Source organism: Streptomyces sp. NBC_01445 (genome assembly GCF_035918235.1).
Classification (GTDB): Bacteria; Actinomycetota; Actinomycetes; order Streptomycetales; family Streptomycetaceae; genus Streptomyces.
Genome location: NZ_CP109485.1, coordinates 4,936,086 through 4,956,310, shown reverse-complemented (window position 1 = coordinate 4,956,310; position 20,225 = coordinate 4,936,086). Strand labels below are relative to the sequence as shown.

At 72.3% G+C, this 20,225-nt stretch carries 19 protein-coding genes; 14 read left to right on the top strand and 5 right to left on the bottom strand.

Annotated elements, in window-relative coordinates; all coding sequences use genetic code 11:
• Positions 1-92: 92 nt before the first annotated feature.
• From OG574_RS22610 to OG574_RS22595, 4 genes are all read left to right on the top strand, one after another.
• The gene (locus tag OG574_RS22610; RefSeq protein WP_326774696.1) at positions 93-872 is read left to right on the top strand and encodes an ABC transporter permease; all 780 of its coding nucleotides are present in this window, start codon (positions 93-95) and stop codon (positions 870-872) included.
• Positions 869-1,549, top strand: coding sequence for an ABC transporter permease (locus OG574_RS22605; RefSeq protein ID WP_326774695.1), 681 nt, complete (start codon positions 869-871; stop codon positions 1,547-1,549). The genes OG574_RS22610 and OG574_RS22605 overlap by 4 nt, the downstream gene beginning before the upstream one ends.
• A 119-nt stretch (positions 1,550-1,668) precedes the next feature.
• A complete protein-coding gene (locus tag OG574_RS22600; protein ID WP_326774694.1) occupies positions 1,669-2,646 on the top strand; it encodes an ABC transporter substrate-binding protein in 978 nt (325 codons plus the stop codon).
• Between the two features lie 130 nt (positions 2,647-2,776).
• On the top strand, positions 2,777-3,826 hold the full coding sequence (locus OG574_RS22595; protein WP_326774693.1) for a hypothetical protein: 1,050 nt from the start codon (positions 2,777-2,779) through the stop codon (positions 3,824-3,826).
• A gap of 115 nt (positions 3,827-3,941) precedes the next feature.
• On the opposite strand, the gene OG574_RS22590 is transcribed toward OG574_RS22595, so the two are convergent.
• Positions 3,942-5,288, bottom strand: coding sequence for a PH domain-containing protein (locus OG574_RS22590; protein ID WP_326774692.1), 1,347 nt, complete (start codon positions 5,286-5,288; stop codon positions 3,942-3,944).
• Positions 5,285-5,800 (bottom strand): PH domain-containing protein, encoded by a 516-nt coding sequence (locus OG574_RS22585; RefSeq protein WP_326774691.1) that lies wholly within the window; start codon positions 5,798-5,800, stop codon positions 5,285-5,287. Before OG574_RS22585 ends, OG574_RS22590 begins: the two co-directional genes overlap by 4 nt.
• Positions 5,801-5,831: 31 nt before the next feature.
• Between OG574_RS22585 and OG574_RS22580 the strand changes: the two genes are divergently transcribed.
• Positions 5,832-6,983: an NADH-quinone oxidoreductase subunit D gene (locus OG574_RS22580; protein ID WP_100597721.1), complete on the top strand. Its 1,152-nt coding sequence runs from the start codon at positions 5,832-5,834 to the stop codon at positions 6,981-6,983.
• On the opposite strand, the gene OG574_RS22575 is transcribed toward OG574_RS22580, so the two are convergent.
• Positions 6,948-7,973, bottom strand: coding sequence for an SAM-dependent methyltransferase (locus OG574_RS22575; RefSeq protein ID WP_326774690.1), 1,026 nt, complete (start codon positions 7,971-7,973; stop codon positions 6,948-6,950). The two genes, OG574_RS22580 and OG574_RS22575, sit on opposite strands and share 36 nt — an antisense overlap.
• A gap of 118 nt (positions 7,974-8,091) precedes the next feature.
• Between OG574_RS22575 and OG574_RS22570 the strand changes: the two genes are divergently transcribed.
• Together OG574_RS22570 and OG574_RS22565 are read left to right on the top strand one after the other, a co-directional pair.
• Positions 8,092-9,294: a sensor histidine kinase gene (locus tag OG574_RS22570; RefSeq protein ID WP_326774689.1), complete on the top strand. Its 1,203-nt coding sequence runs from the start codon at positions 8,092-8,094 to the stop codon at positions 9,292-9,294.
• 53 nt (positions 9,295-9,347) lie between these two features.
• Positions 9,348-10,022 (top strand): response regulator transcription factor, encoded by a 675-nt coding sequence (locus OG574_RS22565; RefSeq protein ID WP_326774688.1) that lies wholly within the window; start codon positions 9,348-9,350, stop codon positions 10,020-10,022.
• 38 nt (positions 10,023-10,060) lie between these two features.
• Here the strand turns inward: OG574_RS22565 and OG574_RS22560 are convergent, their stop codons facing one another.
• The gene (locus OG574_RS22560; protein WP_326774687.1) at positions 10,061-11,167 is read right to left on the bottom strand and encodes a DUF5937 family protein; all 1,107 of its coding nucleotides are present in this window, start codon (positions 11,165-11,167) and stop codon (positions 10,061-10,063) included.
• Between the two features lie 232 nt (positions 11,168-11,399).
• Here OG574_RS22560 and OG574_RS22555 point away from each other — a divergent pair, with 232 nt between their 5' ends.
• The gene (locus OG574_RS22555) at positions 11,400-11,618 is read left to right on the top strand and encodes a hypothetical protein (RefSeq protein WP_326774686.1); all 219 of its coding nucleotides are present in this window, start codon (positions 11,400-11,402) and stop codon (positions 11,616-11,618) included.
• A 41-nt stretch (positions 11,619-11,659) separates the two neighbouring features.
• Here OG574_RS22555 and OG574_RS22550 read toward each other — a convergent pair whose 3' ends face one another.
• On the bottom strand, positions 11,660-12,850 hold the full coding sequence (locus OG574_RS22550; RefSeq protein WP_326774685.1) for a threonine aldolase family protein: 1,191 nt from the start codon (positions 12,848-12,850) through the stop codon (positions 11,660-11,662).
• 134 nt (positions 12,851-12,984) lie between these two features.
• Here OG574_RS22550 and OG574_RS22545 point away from each other — a divergent pair, with 134 nt between their 5' ends.
• The 6 genes from OG574_RS22545 (at position 12,985) to OG574_RS22520 (ending at position 20,211) form a co-directional block, all read left to right on the top strand.
• Entirely contained in the window at positions 12,985-13,914 is a 930-nt protein-coding gene (locus OG574_RS22545; protein WP_326774684.1) for a Rossmann-like and DUF2520 domain-containing protein, read from the top strand.
• Complete coding sequence (panC, locus tag OG574_RS22540; protein WP_326774683.1) at positions 13,911-14,900, top strand: pantoate--beta-alanine ligase; 990 nt, start codon at positions 13,911-13,913, stop codon at positions 14,898-14,900. The genes OG574_RS22545 and panC overlap by 4 nt, the downstream gene beginning before the upstream one ends.
• A complete protein-coding gene (locus OG574_RS22535; protein ID WP_326774682.1) occupies positions 14,897-16,651 on the top strand; it encodes an L-aspartate oxidase in 1,755 nt (584 codons plus the stop codon). Before panC ends, OG574_RS22535 begins: the two co-directional genes overlap by 4 nt.
• Positions 16,652-16,656: 5 nt before the next feature.
• Positions 16,657-17,631 (top strand): carboxylating nicotinate-nucleotide diphosphorylase, encoded by a 975-nt coding sequence (gene nadC, locus OG574_RS22530; RefSeq protein ID WP_326774681.1) that lies wholly within the window; start codon positions 16,657-16,659, stop codon positions 17,629-17,631.
• Between the two features lie 5 nt (positions 17,632-17,636).
• Positions 17,637-18,434, top strand: a complete 798-nt coding sequence (locus OG574_RS22525; protein WP_100597731.1) for a type III pantothenate kinase — start codon at positions 17,637-17,639, stop codon at positions 18,432-18,434.
• 178 nt (positions 18,435-18,612) lie between these two features.
• Entirely contained in the window at positions 18,613-20,211 is a 1,599-nt protein-coding gene (locus tag OG574_RS22520; protein WP_326774680.1) for a hypothetical protein, read from the top strand.
• The last annotated feature ends 14 nt before the right edge of the window (positions 20,212-20,225 follow it).

Below are 20,225 nucleotides of genomic sequence, written 5' to 3'. Positions count from 1 at the left end.
TGGTGGGGGCTAGGGTCGTCGGCAGTCGGAATCAGGCGTTCGCGCGAGCGGTTTCCAGACATATGTACGGGGATTCGGGGGAGGCGGGGCGGGTGAGCAGTCCCAATTGCATGGTGGCCAATGAGTGGGTGTGCGGGGAATACCTGCGCACCCGCAGACAGGAGCTGGTCGACGCGGTCGTCCAGCACATCGGCATCACGGCCGCTTCCGTCGTGATCGGCGTGCTGATCGCCTTCCCACTGGCCCTCCTCGCCCGGCGCCGGCGTGCCTTCGCGGGCCCGGTGCTCGGTCTGACGACGGTTCTCTACACGATCCCGTCGCTGGCCATGTTCTCGCTGCTGCTCCCGCTGTTCGGGCTCTCCGCCTCACTCGTGATCACCGGACTCGTCCTCTACACACTGACGATCCTGGTGCGGAACTTTCTGGCGGGCCTCCAGGCCGTGCCGGACGAGGCGAGAGAAGCGGCCCGCGGCATGGGGTACGGGCCGGTCCGGCTGCTGTGGGAGGTCGAACTACCGCTGGCCCTGCCGGCGATACTCGCGGGCGTGCGGATCGCCACGGTCTCCACGGTCGCGCTGACGACGGTCGGCGCGATCGTCGACTACGGCGGCCTGGGCACGCTGATCATGGACGGGCTCGACAGCGACTTCAAGGCCCAGGTGCTCACGGCGTCCGTGCTGTGCGTGCTTCTCGCCGTGGCCGCCGATCTGCTGCTGCTCGGTATTCAGCGGTGGCTGACCCCCTGGACCCGCGTCGCGTCCGGGACGTCCCGCATACGCAGACGCACGGACCGCTCCGGCAGTCCGGACCGCCCGGGTGGCGGCTCCGGCGATGCGGAGCGACGTACGGAGAAGGCGGCGCAGGCGGCATGAGTGCGATATCGGGGGCCTACGACTGGCTGACGACGGGGTCCAACTGGCAGGGCGACAAGGGGGTGTGGCACCGCCTGGCCGAGCATCTGTACTTCAGTGGTGTCACCCTGGCCGTGTCCTGCCTGATCGCCCTGCCGCTCGCGCTGTGGCTCGGGCACATCGGCAAGGGCGGCGGCCTCGCGGTCAACATCTCGAACGCGGGCCGCGCGGTGCCCACGCTCGCGGTGCTCGTCCTGCTCACGCTGACGCCGCTGGGCCGGCACGGGGACCTGCCGACGTTCATCGCGCTCGTGCTGTTCGCGGTGCCGCCGCTGCTGACCAACGCCTACATCGGGATGCGCGAGGTCGACCGGGCCGTCGTGGAGGCGGCGCGGGGGATGGGGATGAGCGGGGGGCAGGTGTTCCGGCGCGTCGAGCTCCCGCTGGCGTACCCGATGGTCATGACCGGGATCCGGCTGGCGGCGGTGCAGGTGATCGCCACGGCGACGCTCGCCGCGATGGCGGGCAAGGGCGGGCTCGGGCGGATCATCACGGCCGGGTTCAACCTCCAGGACACCCCTCAGGTGGTCGCCGGCGCGGTCCTGGTCGCGTTGCTCGCGCTGCTCGTGGAGGGCGTCCTGGCGGGCGCGGGGCGGGTTCTGAATCCGATGAAGGGCCGCTCCGGCGCGGCGCGCTGAATCCCGGCGGGTGCGGCGCGGCGGGCTGAACCCCGACGGGCGCCCCGGCGGGCGGGACGCCAACTTGATATCTCGTTACGGCTTTTCGATCATTCCGGCTTTCGATTGGGTGGACAACGATGAACAGCAGAACGCGACGGATCGCCGTGGCGGCGGTCGCCGTCGGCGCGCTCACCACCGGACTCACCGCGTGCGGCGGGGGCAGCCTGGAGGGCGGCAAGAGCGACAAGGCCGGCTCCGACTCGGCGGGGAGCGGCAAGAAGGGCACGGTCGTCGTCGGCGCCGCCGGGTTCACCGAGTCGAAGGTGATGGCGGAGCTCTACAAGCAGGTTCTCGCCGACGCCGGATACTCCGCCTCGGTCAAGACCGTCGAGAACCGCGAGATCTACGAGCCCCAGCTCGCCAAGGGCGCGATCGATGTCGTTCCCGAATACGCGGCGACGCTCGCGGAATTCCTCAATCTCAAGAAGAACGGCGCGGACGCCAAGCCCGTCGCCTCAAGTGATCTTGATGCGACGGTCACCGCGCTGCGCGGACTCGCCGGGCCTGAGGGACTGACCGTGCTGGACGCCGGAGAGGCCGTCGACCAGAACGCCTTCGCGGTGAGCGCGGATTACGCGAAGCAGCACAGCCTCAAGACCCTTTCGGACCTCGGCAAGTCCGGCCAGAAGGTCAAGATCGCGGCCGGTGACGAATGCGAGAAGCGGCCCTTCTGCGCCCCGGGTCTCGAGAAGACGTACGGCATCAAGATCAGCGGGATCGACCCCAAGGGCGTCGGCACCACGCAGGCCAAGCAGGCCGTCAAGAACGGTGAGGACCAGCTGGTCCTGACGACCACCACGGACGCCACGCTGAAGAACTTCGGCCTGGTGCTCCTGGAGGACGACAAGAAGCTCCAGAACGCGGACAACATCGTTCCGGTCGTGAACACCAAGGACGCGGGCGACAAGGAGATAGCCGCCGCACTCGGGAAGCTGACCAAGACGCTGACGACCGACGATCTCGTCGAGCTCAACCGGAAGGTCGACGCGGAGCGCCAGAAGGAAGCCGATGTGGCCAAGGAGTATCTCCAGTCGAAGGGCCTCCTGAAGAACTGAACGGTCCGCGGAGGAACTGATCGGCAAAGGCGCCGAGTGCAGGGGTGATATGGGAGTGACCGGACAGAAGACCACGGGATTTTGGCTGCCGGGGCACCACGATTCGCCTACGCGCGGTAAGTTTCTGGCCATGCCACGTGGACGTCACCGCCATTCCCCACCCCTGCACAGGCTGCTTCCCCCCTCGGCGATCGCAGGCGTCCCGCTCGTCTGCGCGGCCGGCGCCTGGCTGACCGCGGAGCCCCTCGTGCTGCGCGCTCTGGCCGGTGCCGCCGCCTGCGCCGCCGTGGTGGGCGCGGTCGTCATGCGCCGCTGGGACCGGCTCGCGGGCAAGCGCGTCGCCGAGCTGAACCGGGCGCGGGCGAGCGACGAGTGGCGCCACGACGAACGGGTCGCCGAACTCGAGACCGACCTCGAGGAGTCGCGTGAGCTGCGCTTCAAGATGGAGGCGAAGCTGCGCGGCAAGCGCACGGAGCTGGCGGCCCTGCGCAACGAGCACGCGGCTCTGCTGCGGCGCTACGCGACCGCGGAGACGGAGCGGGCCACCGCCCTGGAGGGCCGCAGGCAGCTCGCGATAGAGGCCTCGGCCCCGGCGCGTGCGCTGCCCGCGGCCGTCTCCCCGGCACCCGGCGCCGAGCTGGTCCCGGCGCAGCGCGCCACGTCGGCCGGCGCCCCGGTGACGTCCCCGGTGCTCTATCTGCGGGCCAACGCCGCGCTCGACCGCATGGCGCGCGCCGCGAACCTTCCGCGGGGCGAAGGCCCGAAGGCCGAGGTACCCGAGGGCGGTGAGCCGCAGGGGAAGCCCGAGGCGGCCCGAGCACAGGAGCACCAGCACGTGGCCGCCCTGCCGTCCGGCGTCCCCGGTCACTTCACCGTCCCGGCCGCGGCGGCGGTCGTGCCGCCCGCGGCGGTGCGGCGGCCCCTGGTCGAGGGCGGATTCGACTTCTTCGGTACGAAGGGCGTGGCGCCCGCGGCCCTGGAGGCCGTGCAGAACACGGATCTCGCGGACGTCGTCGGCGAGGAGGCGCTCGCGCTCCACAAGGCGGACGCGGAGGCCGAGTTCAAGCAGGCCGACGCCACGACCACGGGCGAGGGCGTCAGCCAGGTCATCGACCTGACCGCGCACGACGAGACGGAACAGATCGACGTCGCGGAGCTGCGATCGGCGATGCGGGCGTAAGTTCCGGCGGCGGGGACGTGGTTCCGGCGACGGAGACATCAGCACGTACGACGTGAACGGGGCGGGCCTCGGTGTGTCACACACCGAGGCCCGCCCCATCGTCATGCCGTCGCCCTCACGAAGCCATCCAGCGGTCCGGTCGTGCCACCTTCCGTCCCGTGCGTGAGCGGTCGGCCTGGGAGCGCAGGAGTTCCGCCGCCTCCCCGGCGTCCCGCAGCCGGGCCGTCACCGTCTTGTCGGCGCCCGTGTCCACATGGACGTCGGCCACGCCCCGGAACCGCTCCCAGGGCCCTTGTGTGAGCCGCACACTCTGCACCTTCGCGTGCGGCACCAGCGCGAGCCGCCGCCGCACCAGTCCGTGCCGGGACGCGAACACGGCGTCGGTCGTCGCGAGCCCGTTGCCCCGCCACCACACCGGCATGCACCACGCCGAGCGCTTCGGCGGCCGGGTGAACGCCTCCGCACCGGGCACCGTCACCCCCGGAAGCACCCGCTCCACCACGCCCTGGGCGACCTCGCGCGGCGCGACCGGCACGAGCACGGAGTTCGACGAGCCGGCCACGGCCAGCTCCACACGCACCCAGCCGCGCCGCCGCCACAGAAGGGGCTCCACGATCCGAACGGTCTGCACCCGCCCCGGCGGCACCGTCTCGTGGTCGCGGTCGAGGAGACCGTGGTCGATGCGCAGGCCGTCCGGCGACTCGCCCACCGTCCAGTCGTACTCCTTGATGAAGCGGCCCACGCTGTTCGTGCCCGCGCCGCCCACGAGCGGGATGGCCACCGCGAGCACCGTCCACAGGTTGTGGGTGGCGAACCACAGCAGGGTCGGCACGACGAACGCGGCGAGCAGCATCGCCCAGGGCCCGCCGGTGAGCAGGAGCGCGACGGCGAGCATGCGGGGCGGCACGTGCAGGATCTGCTCGGCGGGTGCCTCGCCGACGTCCCGCACGGTCTCGGGCGCGAACCCGGCGGCGCGGGCGAGCAGTTCGGCGCGCAGCTCGCGGGCCTCCCGCTCACCGAGATAGGCGAGTTCGTCCTTCTTGTCCGCGCCGACGACGTCCAGTTTGAGCTTGGCGACGCCCGCGAAGCGGGCGAGCAGCGGCTGGGTGACGTCCACGGCCTGGATCCGGTCGAGCCGGATGTGGGCGGTGCGGCGGAACAACAGGCCCGTACGGATGCGCAGTTCGGTGTCCGTGACGGAGAAGTGCGTGAACCACCAGGTCAGGAACCCGTAGAGGGCGGCGGCCGGGATCAGTACGGCGATGCCGATGAGGAGGGTGGTCGCGGTGAGCTGGGCGAGCCGGCGCTGCGCCTCGTTCAGGTCATGGACCGCCCAGCCGAGGACGATCGCGACGGGCGCCCAGGCGCGGCGCAGCGGGGTGACCGGGTGCAGGCGCCGCTCCGGCGCCTCGGCGGTCGCGTCCTGGTCCCGCACGTCCGCGTGGACGTCCGGGGCCGTCACAGCCCCGCCGATCGGGCCTCGCCGAGTTCGGTGAGCCGGTCGCGCAGGCGCTCGGCCTCGGCGGGCGTCAGGCCGGGGATCGTGGCGTCGGTTGCCGCGGCCGCCGTGTGCAGCTGAAGGCTCGCGAGTCCGAACTTCCGCTCGAGCGGCCCGGACGTGACCTCGACGAGCTGCATGCGCCCGTACGGCACGATCGTTTCCTCACGCCACAGGACGCCCCGGCTGATCAGCAGGTCGTCGGCGCGCTCGGCGTAGCGCCACGAACGCCAGTTGCGCCCGAGCATCGGCCATCCCCACAGCAGTCCGGCGAGCGGCAGCAGCGCGAACGCCGCCCACACGCCGCCGGCGAACACCCCGAGCAGCACCCCCACCGCCACCGTCAGCGGCACCAGCCACAGCACGAGCAGCAGCCTGCGCACCTTCAGCAGACCTCTGGGAAGCCCGGTCCACACCGGCTCCTCCGCCCCGGCTCCCGCCTTCGGAACCGCCGTCCCCTCAGTCCCCGTTTCCATGCACCCACCCTACGTACGAGACACTGTTCCCATGACGCCCACGACGGAGACGACGGTCGGCATCGGCGGCGCGGCCGAGACCACCGACATGGTGCTCAACATCGGCCCGCAGCACCCGTCCACGCACGGGGTGCTGCGCCTGCGCCTCGTCCTCGACGGCGAGCGCATCCAGCAGGCCGAGCCGGTCATCGGCTATATGCACCGCGGCGCGGAGAAGCTCTTCGAGGCCCGCGACTACCGGCAGATCGTGATGCTGGCCAACCGCCACGACTGGCTCTCCGCCTTCTCGAGCGAACTCGGGGTCGTCCTCGCCGTCGAGCGGATGCTCGGCATGGAGGTCCCTGAGCGCGCGGTGTGGCTGCGCACCCTGCTCGCGGAGCTGAACCGGGTCCTCAACCATTTGATGTTCCTTGGTTCGTACCCGCTCGAACTGGGCGGAATCACCCCGGTGTTCTATGCCTTCCGGGAGCGCGAGGAACTCCAGAACGTCATGGAGGAGATGTCCGGCGGCCGCATGCACTACATGTTCAACCGCGTCGGCGGCCTCAAGGAGGACGTCCCGGCCGGCTGGACCACCCGCGCGCGTGAGGCGGTCGCCTCGGTCCGCTCGCGCATGGGCGTGTACGACGACCTGGTCCTCGGCAACGAGATCTTCCGCGGCCGCACGCGCGACGTGGGCGTGCTGTCCCCGGAGGCGGTGCACTCCTACGGAGTGAGCGGTCCGATCGCTCGCGCCTCCGGAGTCGACTTCGACCTGCGCCGCGACGAGCCGTACCTCGCGTACGGGGAGCTCCAGGACACCCTGAAGGTCGTCACGCGCAGCGAGGGCGACTGCCTGGCCCGCTTCGAGGTCCTCCTGGAGCAGACCCACAACGCCCTGGACCTCGCCGACGCCTGCCTGGACCGGCTCGCCGAGCTGCCGCCCGGCCCCGTCAACCAGCGCCTCCCGAAGGTACTCAAGGCGCCCGAGGGACACACGTACGCGTGGACCGAGAACCCGCTGGGGATCAACGGCTACTACCTGGTCAGCAAGGGCGAGAAGACGCCGTACCGGCTCAAGCTGCGGTCCGCCTCGTACAACAACATCCAGGCGCTCACCGAGCTGCTGCCCGGCACGCTCGTCTCGGACATGGTGGCGATCCTCGGGTCACTGTTCTTCGTCGTCGGCGACATCGACAAGTAGCAGGTCCCGCGCCCGTACGCCCACCGGCTGCACCAGCCACCCGAAGTCGCCGAGCCCGCCCGCAGCGGTCAGCTCGGCGGCCTCGCCGGCTCCGGAGAGGGCCCGCACGTAGGCCGCCGGATCGCCGGCGGCGAGCGACAGCGGAGGACGGCCACCGCTCACCCCGAGAGCGTGCAGGGCCGCGCGCTGCGTGAGGATCAGGGCGCCCGGGAGCGCGCACGCGTCGAGCGCCACATGGGCCGTGATGTCGCACGAGCCGTCCGGCACCGGCGGGGTCTCACGGCCCTCACGGAAGCCCGTGAGCGTCCCGAAGGGCGGCCGGGCATCCCGGGAGTGCGCGTAGTCGACGGCGACCGCCACGCCGCGCTCCAGCGTCCCCGCGGCCGCGGCCCAGGCGGTGTCCCTGGGGAGGCCGATCTCCGCGCGGAGCCCCGGTTCACCGGCGAGCGGCCACCACCGGGCCAGCCAGTCCGCCTCCGGACCGTCGCCCATGGGCTCCCCGAGCTCCTCGGTCCCGTCCTGGTGTACGAGGACGTGGCGCGCCTCTCCGGAGGCGTCGGCCTCGACGACGTCCAGGGGGACGTTGTCGAGCCACTCGTTCGCGAAGAGGAGTCCGGTGACCCCCTTCGGGGGGTGTGCGCACCACTCGATGCGGTGGTCGAGGCCGGCGGGACGCTCCGCCCGCTCCACCGCGTACGCGCGCGTGCGGGCCGCCACGTCGGCGGGCAGCGCCCCCAGGACGCCCGTCACCAGCTCGCCGCGGCCCGCGCCCATGTCGACGAAGGCGAGCTCCGGCGGGGCCCCGAGCACCTCGTCCACCCGGCACAGAAGCCGCGCGACGGCCCCGGCGAACAACGGCGACGCATGCACCGAAGTGCGGAAATGCCCCGCGGGTCCCTCGGGCCTGCGATAGAAGCCGCAGGGCCCGTACAGCGCCTCCTCCGTCGCCTCGCGCCACCCGCGCCCCGCACCCCACTGCTCGTTCGTCACAGGGAAAGGCTAGGCGCGGAGAAGGGGGCGGCCTCCACCTTGGGGAGTACGCCGGTGGCACTCGGATCGAACCTCCGGTTGACCCCTGCACACTGCACGCTTCTTTACGCTGGGTTACGTGCAGCGCCTCTACGACTTCTTCCGCCGACACCCGACGTGGGTCGACAGCTTCTGGGCCGTCGTCCTCCTCGGGGTCTCCGGCATGAGTCTGGTCGCGGGACAGCAGGACATGCAGGGCGACGCCCGCCTCCTGGGCGTCCCCGTCGTCCTGGCGCTGAGCCTGGCCGTCGCCCTGCGCAGGCGTGTTCCCGAGCGGATGCTGATCCTCATCGCCGTCGTGGGCGTCTTCCAGCTCGTCGCGAACGTCCGCGTGCAGCCGGCCGACTTCGCGATGCTGGTGATCATCTACACCGTGGCGGCGGACAGCCCCCGCTGGGCGTCCAGATTCGCGCTCGTCGGAGGCCTGTGCGCGGCGCCGCTCTCGCAGCTGCGCTGGCCGATGCACGAGACGAGCAGCGCGGGCAACGTGCTGATCACCATCTTCCAGATGGTGCCGTTCGCCCTCGCCTGGGTGCTCGGTGACTCCGTCCGCACGCGCCGCGCCTACCTGGCGCAGCTGGAGGAGCGCGCCGCCCGTCTGGAGACGGAGCGCGAGGCCCAGTCGAAGGTCGCGGTCGCCGCCGAGCGGGCCCGGATCGCACGCGAACTGCACGACGTCGTCGCGCACAACGTGTCGGTGATGGTGGTGCAGGCGGACGGCGCCGCGTACGTCATGGACACCGCTCCCGAGCAGGCCAGGAAGGCCCTGGAGACGATCTCCGGGACTGGCCGGCAGGCGCTCGCCGAGATGCGGCGCCTCCTCGGAGTGCTGCGCACCGGTGAGCACCAGGAGAGCGGCGAGTACGTGCCGCAGCCCGACGTCGAGCAGCTCGACGAGCTGATAGAGCAGGTGCGCACCGCGGGCCTGCCCGTCGACTTCAAGGTCGAGGGCACCCCGCGCCCGCTGCCCAGCGGTGTGGAGCTGACCGCGTACCGCATCGTGCAGGAGGCGCTCACCAACACCCGTAAGCACGGCGGCGCGAACGCGGGCGCGAGCGTCCGGCTCGTCTACTTCGACGACGGCCTCGGCCTGCTCGTCGAGGACGACGGCAAGGGCGCCCCGCACGAGCTGTACGAGGACGGGGGCGCCGACGGCCGCGGGCACGGGCTCATCGGCATGCGGGAGCGCGTCGGTATGGTCGGCGGGACGCTCGACGCGGGACCGCGTCCCGGCGGCGGATTCCGGATCAGCGCGCTGCTGCCGCTCAAGCCCGCCCACTGACGCCGCACACGTACCGAACCCGACCTCGTACCGTACCGAAAGGGACCCCCTTCATGGCGATCCGCGTGATGCTCGTCGACGACCAGGTGCTGCTGCGCACCGGTTTCCGGATGGTGCTCGCCGCCCAGCCGGACATGGAGGTCGTCGCCGAGGCGGGCGACGGGGTCGAGGCCCTTGAGGTGCTGCGCGGAACGGCGGTCGACGTGGTCCTGATGGACGTCCGCATGCCGAAGCTGGACGGCGTGGAGACGACCCGGCGGATCTGCATGGAGGACAACCCGCCGAAGGTGCTCATCCTGACGACGTTCGACCTCGACGAGTACGCCTTCTCGGGGCTGAAGGCCGGGGCGTCGGGGTTCATGCTCAAGGACGTGCCGCCCGGCGAGCTGCTCGCCGCGATCCGGGCCGTGCACAGCGGCGACGCGGTGGTCGCGCCGTCGACGACGCGGCGGCTGCTCGACCGCTTCGCGCCGATGCTGCCCAGCTCCGGGAAGGAGCCGCAGCTCGCCGAGCTCGCCCGGCTGACCGAGCGCGAGCGCGAGGTCATGATCCTCGTCGCGCAGGGCCTGTCGAACGGCGAGATCGCCGCCCGGCTCGTCCTGTCGGAGGCGACGGTGAAGACGCACGTGGGCCGCATCCTCACCAAGCTGAACCTGCGCGACCGCGTCCAGGTCGTCGTACTCGCCTACGAGACGGGGCTCGTACGGGCCGGCGGCGGGGCAGCCTGACGGTCCGTGCGCGCCGGGCCTGATCCAAACGACAGCCCCTAGCGCAGTACGCCCTCGATGAAGTCGCTGCCCAGGCGGGCGACGGCCGTCAGATCCAGCTGGTGCTGGACATAGCGGCCCCGGCGGCGCGTGGTGATCAGGCCCGCCTTCTTGAGCACGGTCAGATGCCGGGATATCTCCGGCGCCGTCATCCCGTGCGCGTCGGAGAGCTCGCTCGTCGTGTACGCGCCGCGGGCGAGGTGGCGGCACAGGCGCATGCGTACGGGATGCGCGAGGGCCGTCATCCGGCGCGTGAGCTGCTCGACGGTGGCCGGTGTGGTGAGGCCGGGTGAGCCGACGGGATACGTGATCGCGGGCTGCCATCCGAAGCGGTGCAGCACCATGAGGTGCGGCCAGCCGAGGCTGGTCGGCACGAGAACGAGGCCGCCGTCCTCCGTGGTCGTACGGCCCACGGTGATCTTGTCGACCGTGATCAGGTTCGCCGGCTCGTCGAGCGTGACGACAGACGACACCGCCGTCAGCGCCTCGGCCAGGCCCTTGCGCCTCAGGAGCTCGGTCTTGTGCCGCGCGTCGGCGGCCAGCTGGTGGTGGATGCGGGCCCAGATGTCCGCGAAGAACGCCTCCTCGCAGTCCTCCACGAGCCTTCGGAACCAGGCGCGCACCGCGGGCGGGTCGTCCAGGAGCCGCTGGGTGAACTGGACCTGGGGCAGGCCGCGCGTGGCCGCGAGGTCCAGGGCGCGGCGGTGCATGTCCGGGTCTTCCAGCGGGTTGGCCTCGCGCAGCGCGTAGCTGTTCTGGCAGGTGAACTCCAGTGCCGCGTCCACGAACTGACGATCGGTCAGCTTGTCGAGGAGGTCGAGCTCCTCGGCGAGGGTGGCGCCGGGCAGGGCGGCCCGGCCCGGGATCCCGGCGAACGGCGCGAACACGTCCGAGAACGTCGTCCGCCACAGGAAGTCCGCCTCGCACAGCCGGTCCGCGAGGCCGGGGTCGAGGCGCGCGGACACCGCCGTCGTCCAGCCCTGGAGCCCCGGGTGGTGCGCGGGCTCGGCCAGCGCGTGCAGCGCCATGCCCAGCTCGGACAGGGGCGAGGGCACGACGCTGATCCGCTCCGGGGCCAGCCCGCTGATGTCGATGCTCACGCTCATGACCCCATGGTGCACGCAGGATCTGACAACCGAGTTCTCGATTGACGTCTCCCGTCAATCGACGTGACCCGGCGGGGCCGCCGGGCGGAGTCTTCTTCAGGTCGGACCGAAGCGGCAAAGAGCAATGAATGTCAAGCAGTGCCAATAAAGGCCTGCAAAACAAATAAAGCTCTCTGAATAGCCGCATTTCTGGTCATGGCGTGAAAATGAGAAGACCAGCGAGGGGTACGTCATGAGCGTCAATCAGCAGTACGCACTGGATGTCTACCGCGCTTCCCTGCACGGGGAGCCCGCCCCGCCGGCGCCGGGCGTCCATGACTGGAGCACCGTCCGCGAGCTGCGCGACTACCGCCGCTTCCGCGCGGTCATCGCCGGCCGCCCGGCGCACGGCCGGATCCGGGCGGCCCTGGCCCGCCTGATCCACCCGCAGCGCCGCGCGGCGGGCTGCTGACCCGGCCGGCCCCTGACCGGACGCAGGTAGGGCGGCGCCGCTCAGGCGTCCCCGTCGGCGGTCTCCGGGGGGATCCGTGCCACGAAGTCCGCGACGGCCGCGCGGACGTCGTCGGCGGTCCACTCGAGCCCGCGCGCGGAGACCGTGACCTCGGTGACCGAAAGCCCCGGAGGACCCTGCTCCCACCAGCGCCGGAACAGCGACGTCCGGGTCTGTTCGGCCTGCGTCACCGACGCCTCGTCCAGCCGCTCGGAGCTGTACGGCAGCCAGACCTGGAACTCATGCGTGTGCGGTACCTCGGGGTGCACCCGCACCCACGGCACCCCGGCCTCGGCGAACCCTTCGCGCAGCGCCTCGGCGACCACGCGCGCGTGGGCCACGTAGTCGGGCACGCGCGGCAGCTCCCGCTCCAGGCCGACCAGGGCCGAGAGCACCGCGGGGAACTGCTGGAAGAGCTGGCCGCCGTAGCGGTGCCGCCAGGTCTTCGCCTCTTCGACGAACGACCGGGGCCCGGCGAGCGCCGCTCCGCTGAGGCCGCCGAGAGTCTTGTAGAACGACACGTACACGCTGTCGGCGAGATCGGCGATCTCGGCCAGGGAGCGCCCGAAGTGGGTGGTGCACTCCCACAGGCGCGCTCCGTCGAAGTGCACGACGGCGTCCCGTTCCCTGGCCGCCTCGGTGACGGCGACCAGCTCGTCCCAGGTGGGCAGGACATAGCCGGCGTCCCGGAGCGGCAGTTCGAGCATCAGCGCGCCGAAGGGCTCGGCGAAGTCGCGTACCTCGTCGGCGTTCGGCAGCCGCGGCTCGCTCGTCGGGTGGACGGTGCGCAGGCCGCTCAGGGCGCCGAAGGCACCGCGCTCGTGCCGCTCCGGGTGTGCCATCGGGTGCAGGGCGACCGTCGGGTTGCCCGTACGGCCCGCCCAGCAGCGCAGCGCGACCTGCTGCGCCATCGTGCCGGTGGGGAAGTAGGCCGCCGCCTCCGTGCCGAGGAGCCCCGCGACGCGCTCCTCCAGGTCGGCGACGATGCCGTCGCCGTACAGATCGCTGGTCTGGCCGGGGTCGGCGACGGACCAGGCAGCCTCCGTGAGGGCCGTCAGACGCTCACCGATGGTGGCGTCGAGGCCGTGCACGCCGAGGATCCGCTCGGCACCCCGCAGAGCCGCGGCGCGGCGGGCCCGCGCTTTCGTCGCGTCGTCCTCTGCGGTGTTGTCCCGCTCTTCGCTCTCCGTCATCCACCGATCATGTCGTACGCGCGTGCGGTTGCCCACAGCCTGTGGACGGGACGGAGCCCGCGGAGCAGATCGCGTTAACATGACGAGAAATCGTCCGGTACCCCGAGCGGACTGGAACGGAAGGCCGTCGTCCTGTGAACGCACCTCCTCGACCCGAACCCACCGACCCCAGGGACCGCCCCGCCCGGCTGACCGTCGGAGTGGTCGGCGCGGGCCGTGTCGGCCCCGCCCTCGCGGCCTCACTGGCCCTCGCGGGACACCGCCCGGTCGCCGTCTCCGCGGTCTCCGAGGGATCCGTGCGCCGGGCCGGCCTCATGCTGCCCGACGTCCCCGTCGTGACGCCCGCCGAGGTCCTCGCGCGCGCCGAACTCGTGCTGCTCACGGTGCCCGACGACGCGCTGCCCGGCCTCGTGGAAGGGCTCGTCGAGACTGGTTCCGTACGCCCGGGACAGCTGATCGTGCACACCTCTGGGCGCTACGGCACCAAGGTGCTCGACCCCGCACTGCGGGCCGGCGCCCTGCCGCTCGCGCTGCACCCCGCGATGACGTTCACCGGCACCCCCGTAGACGTACAGCGGCTGGCCGGCTGCTCCTTCGGCGTGACCGCGCCCGAGGAGCTGCGGCTCGCAGCGGAGGCCCTCGTCATCGAGATGGGCGGCGAGCCCGAGTGGATCCGTGAGGAGTCGCGCCCGCTGTACCACGCGGCGCTCGCCCTCGGCGCGAACCACCTGGTCACGCTGGTCGCCGAGTCCATGGAACTGCTGCGGGACGCGGGCGTCGAGGCCCCCGACCGGATGCTCGGCCCGCTGCTCGGCGCGGCCCTCGACAACGCCCTCAGGTCCGGTGACGCCGCGCTCACCGGGCCCGTCGCGCGCGGGGACGCGGGCACGGTCGCCGCCCATGTCGCCGAACTGCGCGAGCACGCGCCCCAGACCGTCGCCGGATATCTGGCGATGGCCCGCGCCACCGCCGACCGTGCCCTCGCACACGGCCTGCTCAAGCCCGAACTCGCCGAGGACCTCCTGGGGGTTCTGGCCGACGGCGCCGAGGGAGACCAGCGATGACCACCGTGCTGCACACCGCCGATGAACTCCGCACGCGCGCGCGTGCGGGCCGCCGCGCCGTCGTCATGACCATGGGGGCCCTGCACGACGGCCACGCCGAGCTGATCCGCACGGCGCGCTCGCTCGCCGGCGCCGACGGCGAAGTGGTGACGACGGTCTTCGTGAACCCGCTCCAGTTCGGCGCGGGCGAGGACCTCGACCGCTATCCGCGCACCCTCGACTCCGACGTCAAGATCGCCGAACAGGCGGGCGCCGACATCGTGTTCGCGCCCTCCGCGGACGAGGTCTACCCCGGCGGCGAACCCCAGGTCCGCGTCACCGCCGGCCCTATGGGGGAGCGCCTCGAAGGCGCCTCGCGGCCCGGCCACTTCGACGGCATGCTCACCGTCGTCGCCAAGCTGCTCCACCTGACCGCGGCCGACATCGCGCTGTTCGGGCAGAAGGACGCTCAGCAGCTCGCTCTGATCCGCCGCATGGTGCGCGACCTGAACTTCGCCGTGGAGATCGTCGGCGTGCCCACCGTGCGCGAGCACGACGGCCTGGCCCTCTCCAGCCGCAACCGCTACCTCTCCGCCGACGAGCGGCGCACCGCGGTCGCCCTCTCCCAGGCGCTCTTCGCCGGCCGCGACCGGCACGCCGCCCAGGAGGCCCTGCGCGCGCGTGCCCACGAAGCGCCCTCCACGCACGCGCGTGCCGACGCCCTGAACGCGATAGGCGAGGCCCGTGCCGCCGCCGACGCGCACGCCGTCGCGAAGGCCTCGCCCGGCGGCCCCGAAGCCGTCCGCGCCGCGGCCCGCCAGGTCCTCGACGAGGCCGCCCGCGTCCGGCCGCCGCTCACGCTGGACTACCTCGCTCTCGTCGACCCGGCCGACTTCACGGACGTGCAGCGCGGCCACATCGGAGAGGCCGTGCTCGCCGTCGCCGCCAGGGTCGGCTCGACGCGGCTGATCGACAACATCCCCCTGACCTTCGGAGCTCCCGTATGAGTGCCACAGGGACCACAGTCACCGGCACGGCGACCGGCATACGCCTGCACGCGCCCGCGCCCGGCTGGTCCGTCACCGCCGATGTCGTGATCGTCGGATCCGGCGTCGCCGGTCTCACCGCGGCCCTGCGCTGCCAGGCGGCCGGACTGCGGACCGTCGTCGTCACCAAGGCCCGTCTCGACGACGGCTCCACGCGCTGGGCACAGGGCGGCGTCGCCGCGGCGCTCGGCGACGGTGACACCCCCGAGCAGCATCTCGAGGACACGCTCGTCGCGGGCGTGGGCCTGTGCGACGAGGAAGCGGTCCGCACCCTCGTCACGGAGGGCCCCGACGCCGTACGCCGCCTCATCGCGACCGGCGCGCACTTCGACGAGTCGGCCGACGGCGACCTCGCGCTCACCCGCGAGGGCGGCCACCACCGCCGCCGCATCGCGCACGCGGGCGGCGACGCCACCGGCGCCGAGATCTCCCGCGCCCTCGTCGAGGCGGTGCGCGCGCGGGGCATCAGGACCGTGGAGAACGCCCTGGTCCTCGACCTCCTCACGGACGCCGACGGCCGCACGGCGGGTGTCTCCCTGCACGTCATGGGGGAGGGCCAGCACGACGGCGTCGGCGCGGCGCTCGCCCCCGCCGTGGTCCTCGCGACGGGCGGCATGGGCCAGGTCTTCTCGGCCACCACCAACCCGCACGTCTCCACCGGCGACGGTGTCGCGCTCGCTCTGCGCGCGGGCGCCGAGGTGTCCGACCTCGAATTCGTGCAGTTCCACCCGACGGTGCTCTTCCTCGGCGCGGACGCGGAGGGCCAGCAGCCTCTGGTCTCCGAGGCCGTACGCGGCGAGGGCGCCCACCTCGTCGACGCCGACGGGGTGCGCTTCATGGTCGGCCAGCACGAACTGGCCGAGCTCGCGCCCCGCGACATCGTCGCCAAGGGCATCACGCGCCGCATGCAGGAGCAGGGCGCCGAGCACATGTACCTGGACGCCCGGCACTTCGGCGCCGAGATGTGGGAGAACCGGTTCCCCACGATCCTCGCCGCCTGCCGCGCCCACGGCATCGACCCGGTCACCGAGCCCATCCCCGTGGCCCCCGCCGCCCACTACGCCTCCGGAGGCGTCCGCACGGACCTCCAGGGCCGCACGACGGTCCCCGGCCTGTACGCGTGCGGAGAGGTTGCCTGCACCGGCGTCCACGGCGCGAACCGGCTCGCCTCCAACTCCCTCCTGGAGGGCCTGGTCTACGCCGAGCGCATCGCGGACGACATCGCCGCGAGCCACCGGGAAAACGGCCTCCACGCGCGCGTGCCGGCCCCTGTGCCGCACCCGGAGATCCCGACCCACCCCCTGATGCCGCCCGAGGCACGGTTCGCCATCCAGCGCGTCATGACGCAGGGCGCGGGCGTGCTGCGCTCCGCCGACTCCCTCGCCGAGGCCGCCGCGGGACTCGGCCGCATCCACGCCGAGGCGGCGGGCGCCCTCGCGGAGAACGGCAAGACCGCGGAGCCCGGCGTCGACACCTGGGAGGCCACCAACCTCCTGTGCGTCGCCCGCGTCCTCGTCGCCGCGGCCCGCCGCCGCGAGGAGACCCGCGGCTGCCATTGGCGCGAGGACCACGCCGACCGCGATGACGCGGCATGGCGCCGCCACATCGTCGTACGGCTGAATCCCGACCGGACGCTGGCCGCGCACACCACGCCCACCGCAGAATTCCCCCCGACCCGCCCCGAGTGCCGTACACACCAGCAGGAGCAGTGAGAGACGTGAGCACCCCCGACCTCCCCCTCGCCGAGAGCGGCGGCTGCGGCGACGGCTGCGGCTGCGGCGGAGCCGACGCCGACATGATGGAGTGCGGCCTCGACCCCGCCCTCGCCCAGCTCCTGGCCGACGCGGGGCTCGACCCCGTGGAGGTCGAGGACATCGCGCACATGGCCATCGCCGAGGACCTGGACGGCGGCGTGGACGTCACCACGGTCGCCACCATCCCCGAGGACGCCGTCGCCACTGCCGACTTCACCGCCCGTGAGGACGGCGTCGTGGCGGGCCTGCGCGTCGCCGAGGCCGTGCTCTCCGTGGTCTGCACCGACGAGTTCGAGGTCGAGCGGCACGCAGAGGACGGCGACCGGATCACCGCCGGGCAGAAGCTCCTCAGCGTCACCACCCGCACCCGCGACCTGCTGACCGCCGAGCGCAGCGCCCTCAACATCCTGTGCCGCCTGTCCGGCATCGCGACCGCCACGCGCGCGTGGGCGGACGCGCTGGAGGGGACCACGGCGAAGGTCCGCGACACCCGCAAGACGACGCCCGGCCTGCGCTCCCTGGAGAAGTTCGCCGTCCGCATGGGCGGCGGCGTCAACCACCGCATGTCGCTCTCGGACGCGGCCCTGGTCAAGGACAACCACGTGGTCGCCGCCGGCGGCGTCGCACAGGCCTTCAAGGCCGTACGGGAGTCCTTCCCGGGCCTCGCCGTCGAGGTCGAGGTCGACACCCTGGACCAGCTGCGCGAGGTCGTGGAGGCGGGCGCCGACCTGATCCTCCTGGACAACTTCACGCCGGCCGAGACCCAGGAGGCCGTCGCGATCGTCGCCGGCCGCGCCCTCCTGGAGTCCTCGGGCCGGCTGACCCTGGCGAACGCGCGCGAGTACGCCGCGACGGGCGTCGACTTCCTCGCGGTGGGCGCGCTGACCCACTCGTCGCCGATCCTGGACATCGGCCTCGACCTGCGCGCGGCGGAGTAGTCGCCATGCTGCTCACCATCGACGTAGGCAACACGCACACCGTTCTCGGCCTGTTCGACGGGGAGGAGATCGTCGAGCACTGGCGCATCTCCACCGACGCCCGCCGCACCGCCGACGAACTCGCCGTGCTCCTCCAGGGCCTGATGGGCATGCACCCGCTGCTCGGCGACGAGCTCGGCGACGGCATCGACGGCATCGCCATCTGCTCGACCGTCCCCTCGGTCCTGCACGAACTGCGCGAGGTCACCCGCCGCTACTACGGCGACGTCCCCGCCGTCCTGGTCGAACCCGGCATCAAGACCGGCGTCCCGATCCTCATGGACAACCCCAAGGAGGTCGGCGCCGACCGCATCATCAACGCGGTGGCGGCGGTCGAGCTCTACGGGGGGCCCGCCATCGTCGTCGACTTCGGCACGGCGACCACCTTCGACGCGGTCTCCGCGCGCGGGGAGTACGCCGGCGGCGTCATCGCCCCCGGTATCGAGATCTCCGTGGAGGCGCTGGGCGTCAGGGGCGCCCAGCTCCGCAAGATCGAGATCGCCCGTCCGCGCAGCGTCATCGGCAAGAACACCGTCGAGGCCATGCAGTCCGGCATCCTGTACGGCTTCGCGGGCCAGGTCGACGGCGTCGTGACCCGCATGGCGCGCGAACTCGCCGACGACCCGGACGACGTGACCGTCATCGCCACCGGGGGTCTTGCGCCCATGGTGCTCGGTGAGGCCGCGGTGATCGACGAGCACGAGCCGTGGCTCACCCTGATCGGCCTGCGCCTGGTCTACGAGCGGAACGTCTCCCGCTCCTGACGCCTCTTTCGGCGACGCACCCCTTCGGCTGCGCCCCAACTGCCCCTTCGCGCACGGACTTTCGACAAGGCGTGCGCGAAGGGTGCAACCGTTCGTACGCTTCGCTCGTCTCCGCAGAGACGGGGCACGAGTCGGCATGCGAGGGACGTGGGGCGAAATGTGGCGTAAGGGCAGACAGTTGGCGGCTGCGACGGCGGCGATCGCGCTGACCGGGGTCGGCCTCACGAGTGCCACGGCCCGGGCCGCTGACGGCCCCACGCCCCCCACGCAGTCCTACGCGGTCGTCACCGCACCCGCGCAGATAGCCGTCCCGGCGTCGGGCACGGCCATCGCGCCCGACGCGGGCTACAGCTTCGCCGACGACGGCGTGGAAGGCCTCCCGCTGCCGGAGAACGCCAAGTTCGTGATCGACGCGAGCGGCCTCAAGGGCATCGCCACGATCAAGGCCAAGAACGACCAGTGCACGGCGGTCGGCGCCGTCGTCACCTGCCTGGACAACGGCAATCTGCACGGCCCGTTCGAGCCCTTCACGCTCAGCGCGGTCGCCGGCACGAAGCCCGGCGACACCGGAACGCTGCGCTACGAGGTCACGGCGGACAAGGCGACCCCCGACACCGAGACCTCCAAGGTCGTCATCGGCTCCCCGAAGATCCAGGTCTCCGCACTGCCCGCCAGGTCCGGCCTGACGCCCGGCCAGTCCGTCGGCTACCCCGTGGTCCTGCGCAACACCGGCGACCTGCCCACCGAACAGATCACTGTCCGCCTCACGGGCAGCCCGGGGGTCACCTTCGCGGGGAAGCACAGCAACTGCCTCTACCTGCCGGGCGACTTCGGCAGGGACGACGCCGACGTGACCTGCGTGTTCAAGACGGCGATCGCCCCGGGTGCCACGGTTGGATTCTCCAACCCGCTCGAAGGGTCCCTCGGCAAGAACGCCTTCCACACCTGGACCGACATCACCGCCGAGGCCGTCCCGGCCTCCTCCGGTACGGACACCGGCGGCACCCCCGGCAAGGGCGCCGCGCTCACCCTGAGCCCCGCCACGGGCACGGACTTCGCCGACAGTCACCGGGTGACGTACGACGCCGACAACGCCGCGGACTTCCTCGCGGTCGGCGCCGTCCTCGTCCCCGGCAAGAAGGGCTCCACCCACCCGCTCGCCTTCGGCCTGCGCAACGCGGGCCCCGCCGTGGTCGCCCACCCCGACAGCAAGCCCGTGGCCTACGCCGAGGTGACGCTCCCCAAGGGCGTCGTCGCCAAGAGCGTGCGCGTCGACGAGGAGCCCGACGACCAGGCGAGCGGCGACTGCTACACGTACACCGGCGGCAAGACCTCGCCCTTCGAGCCGGGTCACCGCCGCTACCTCTGCCCGGACACCGTCTCCGAGGAGAGCGGCGACGGCCAGATGTACCGCTTCCAGGTCAGTTACGAGAAGGACCTCGCCGCCGGCGCCGCCCGTGGCACGGTCACCGTGCGCCCCGGCGACGGGATCGTCCTGAACGACCCGGACCAGTCGAACGACGAGGCGGCGATCACCGTCGGTGAGGCGTCCTCCTCCCCGTCGCCGTCTCCGTCGGCCTCGGGCGGCACCGCGACCCCCTCGCCCTCCGCTTCCGCCACGGTCTCCGTGACGTCGGGTGGCTCGGGGACCTCGGGCACGTCCGGGTCCATGGCGGCGACGGGTGCCGGGTTCCTGCCGTGGCTGGCGGCGGCCGCCGCCGCGGCGCTCGGCGTGGGCGCGATCGTGTTCGCCATGTCGCGGCGCCGGGCCGAGTGACCTGGGTGTCACAG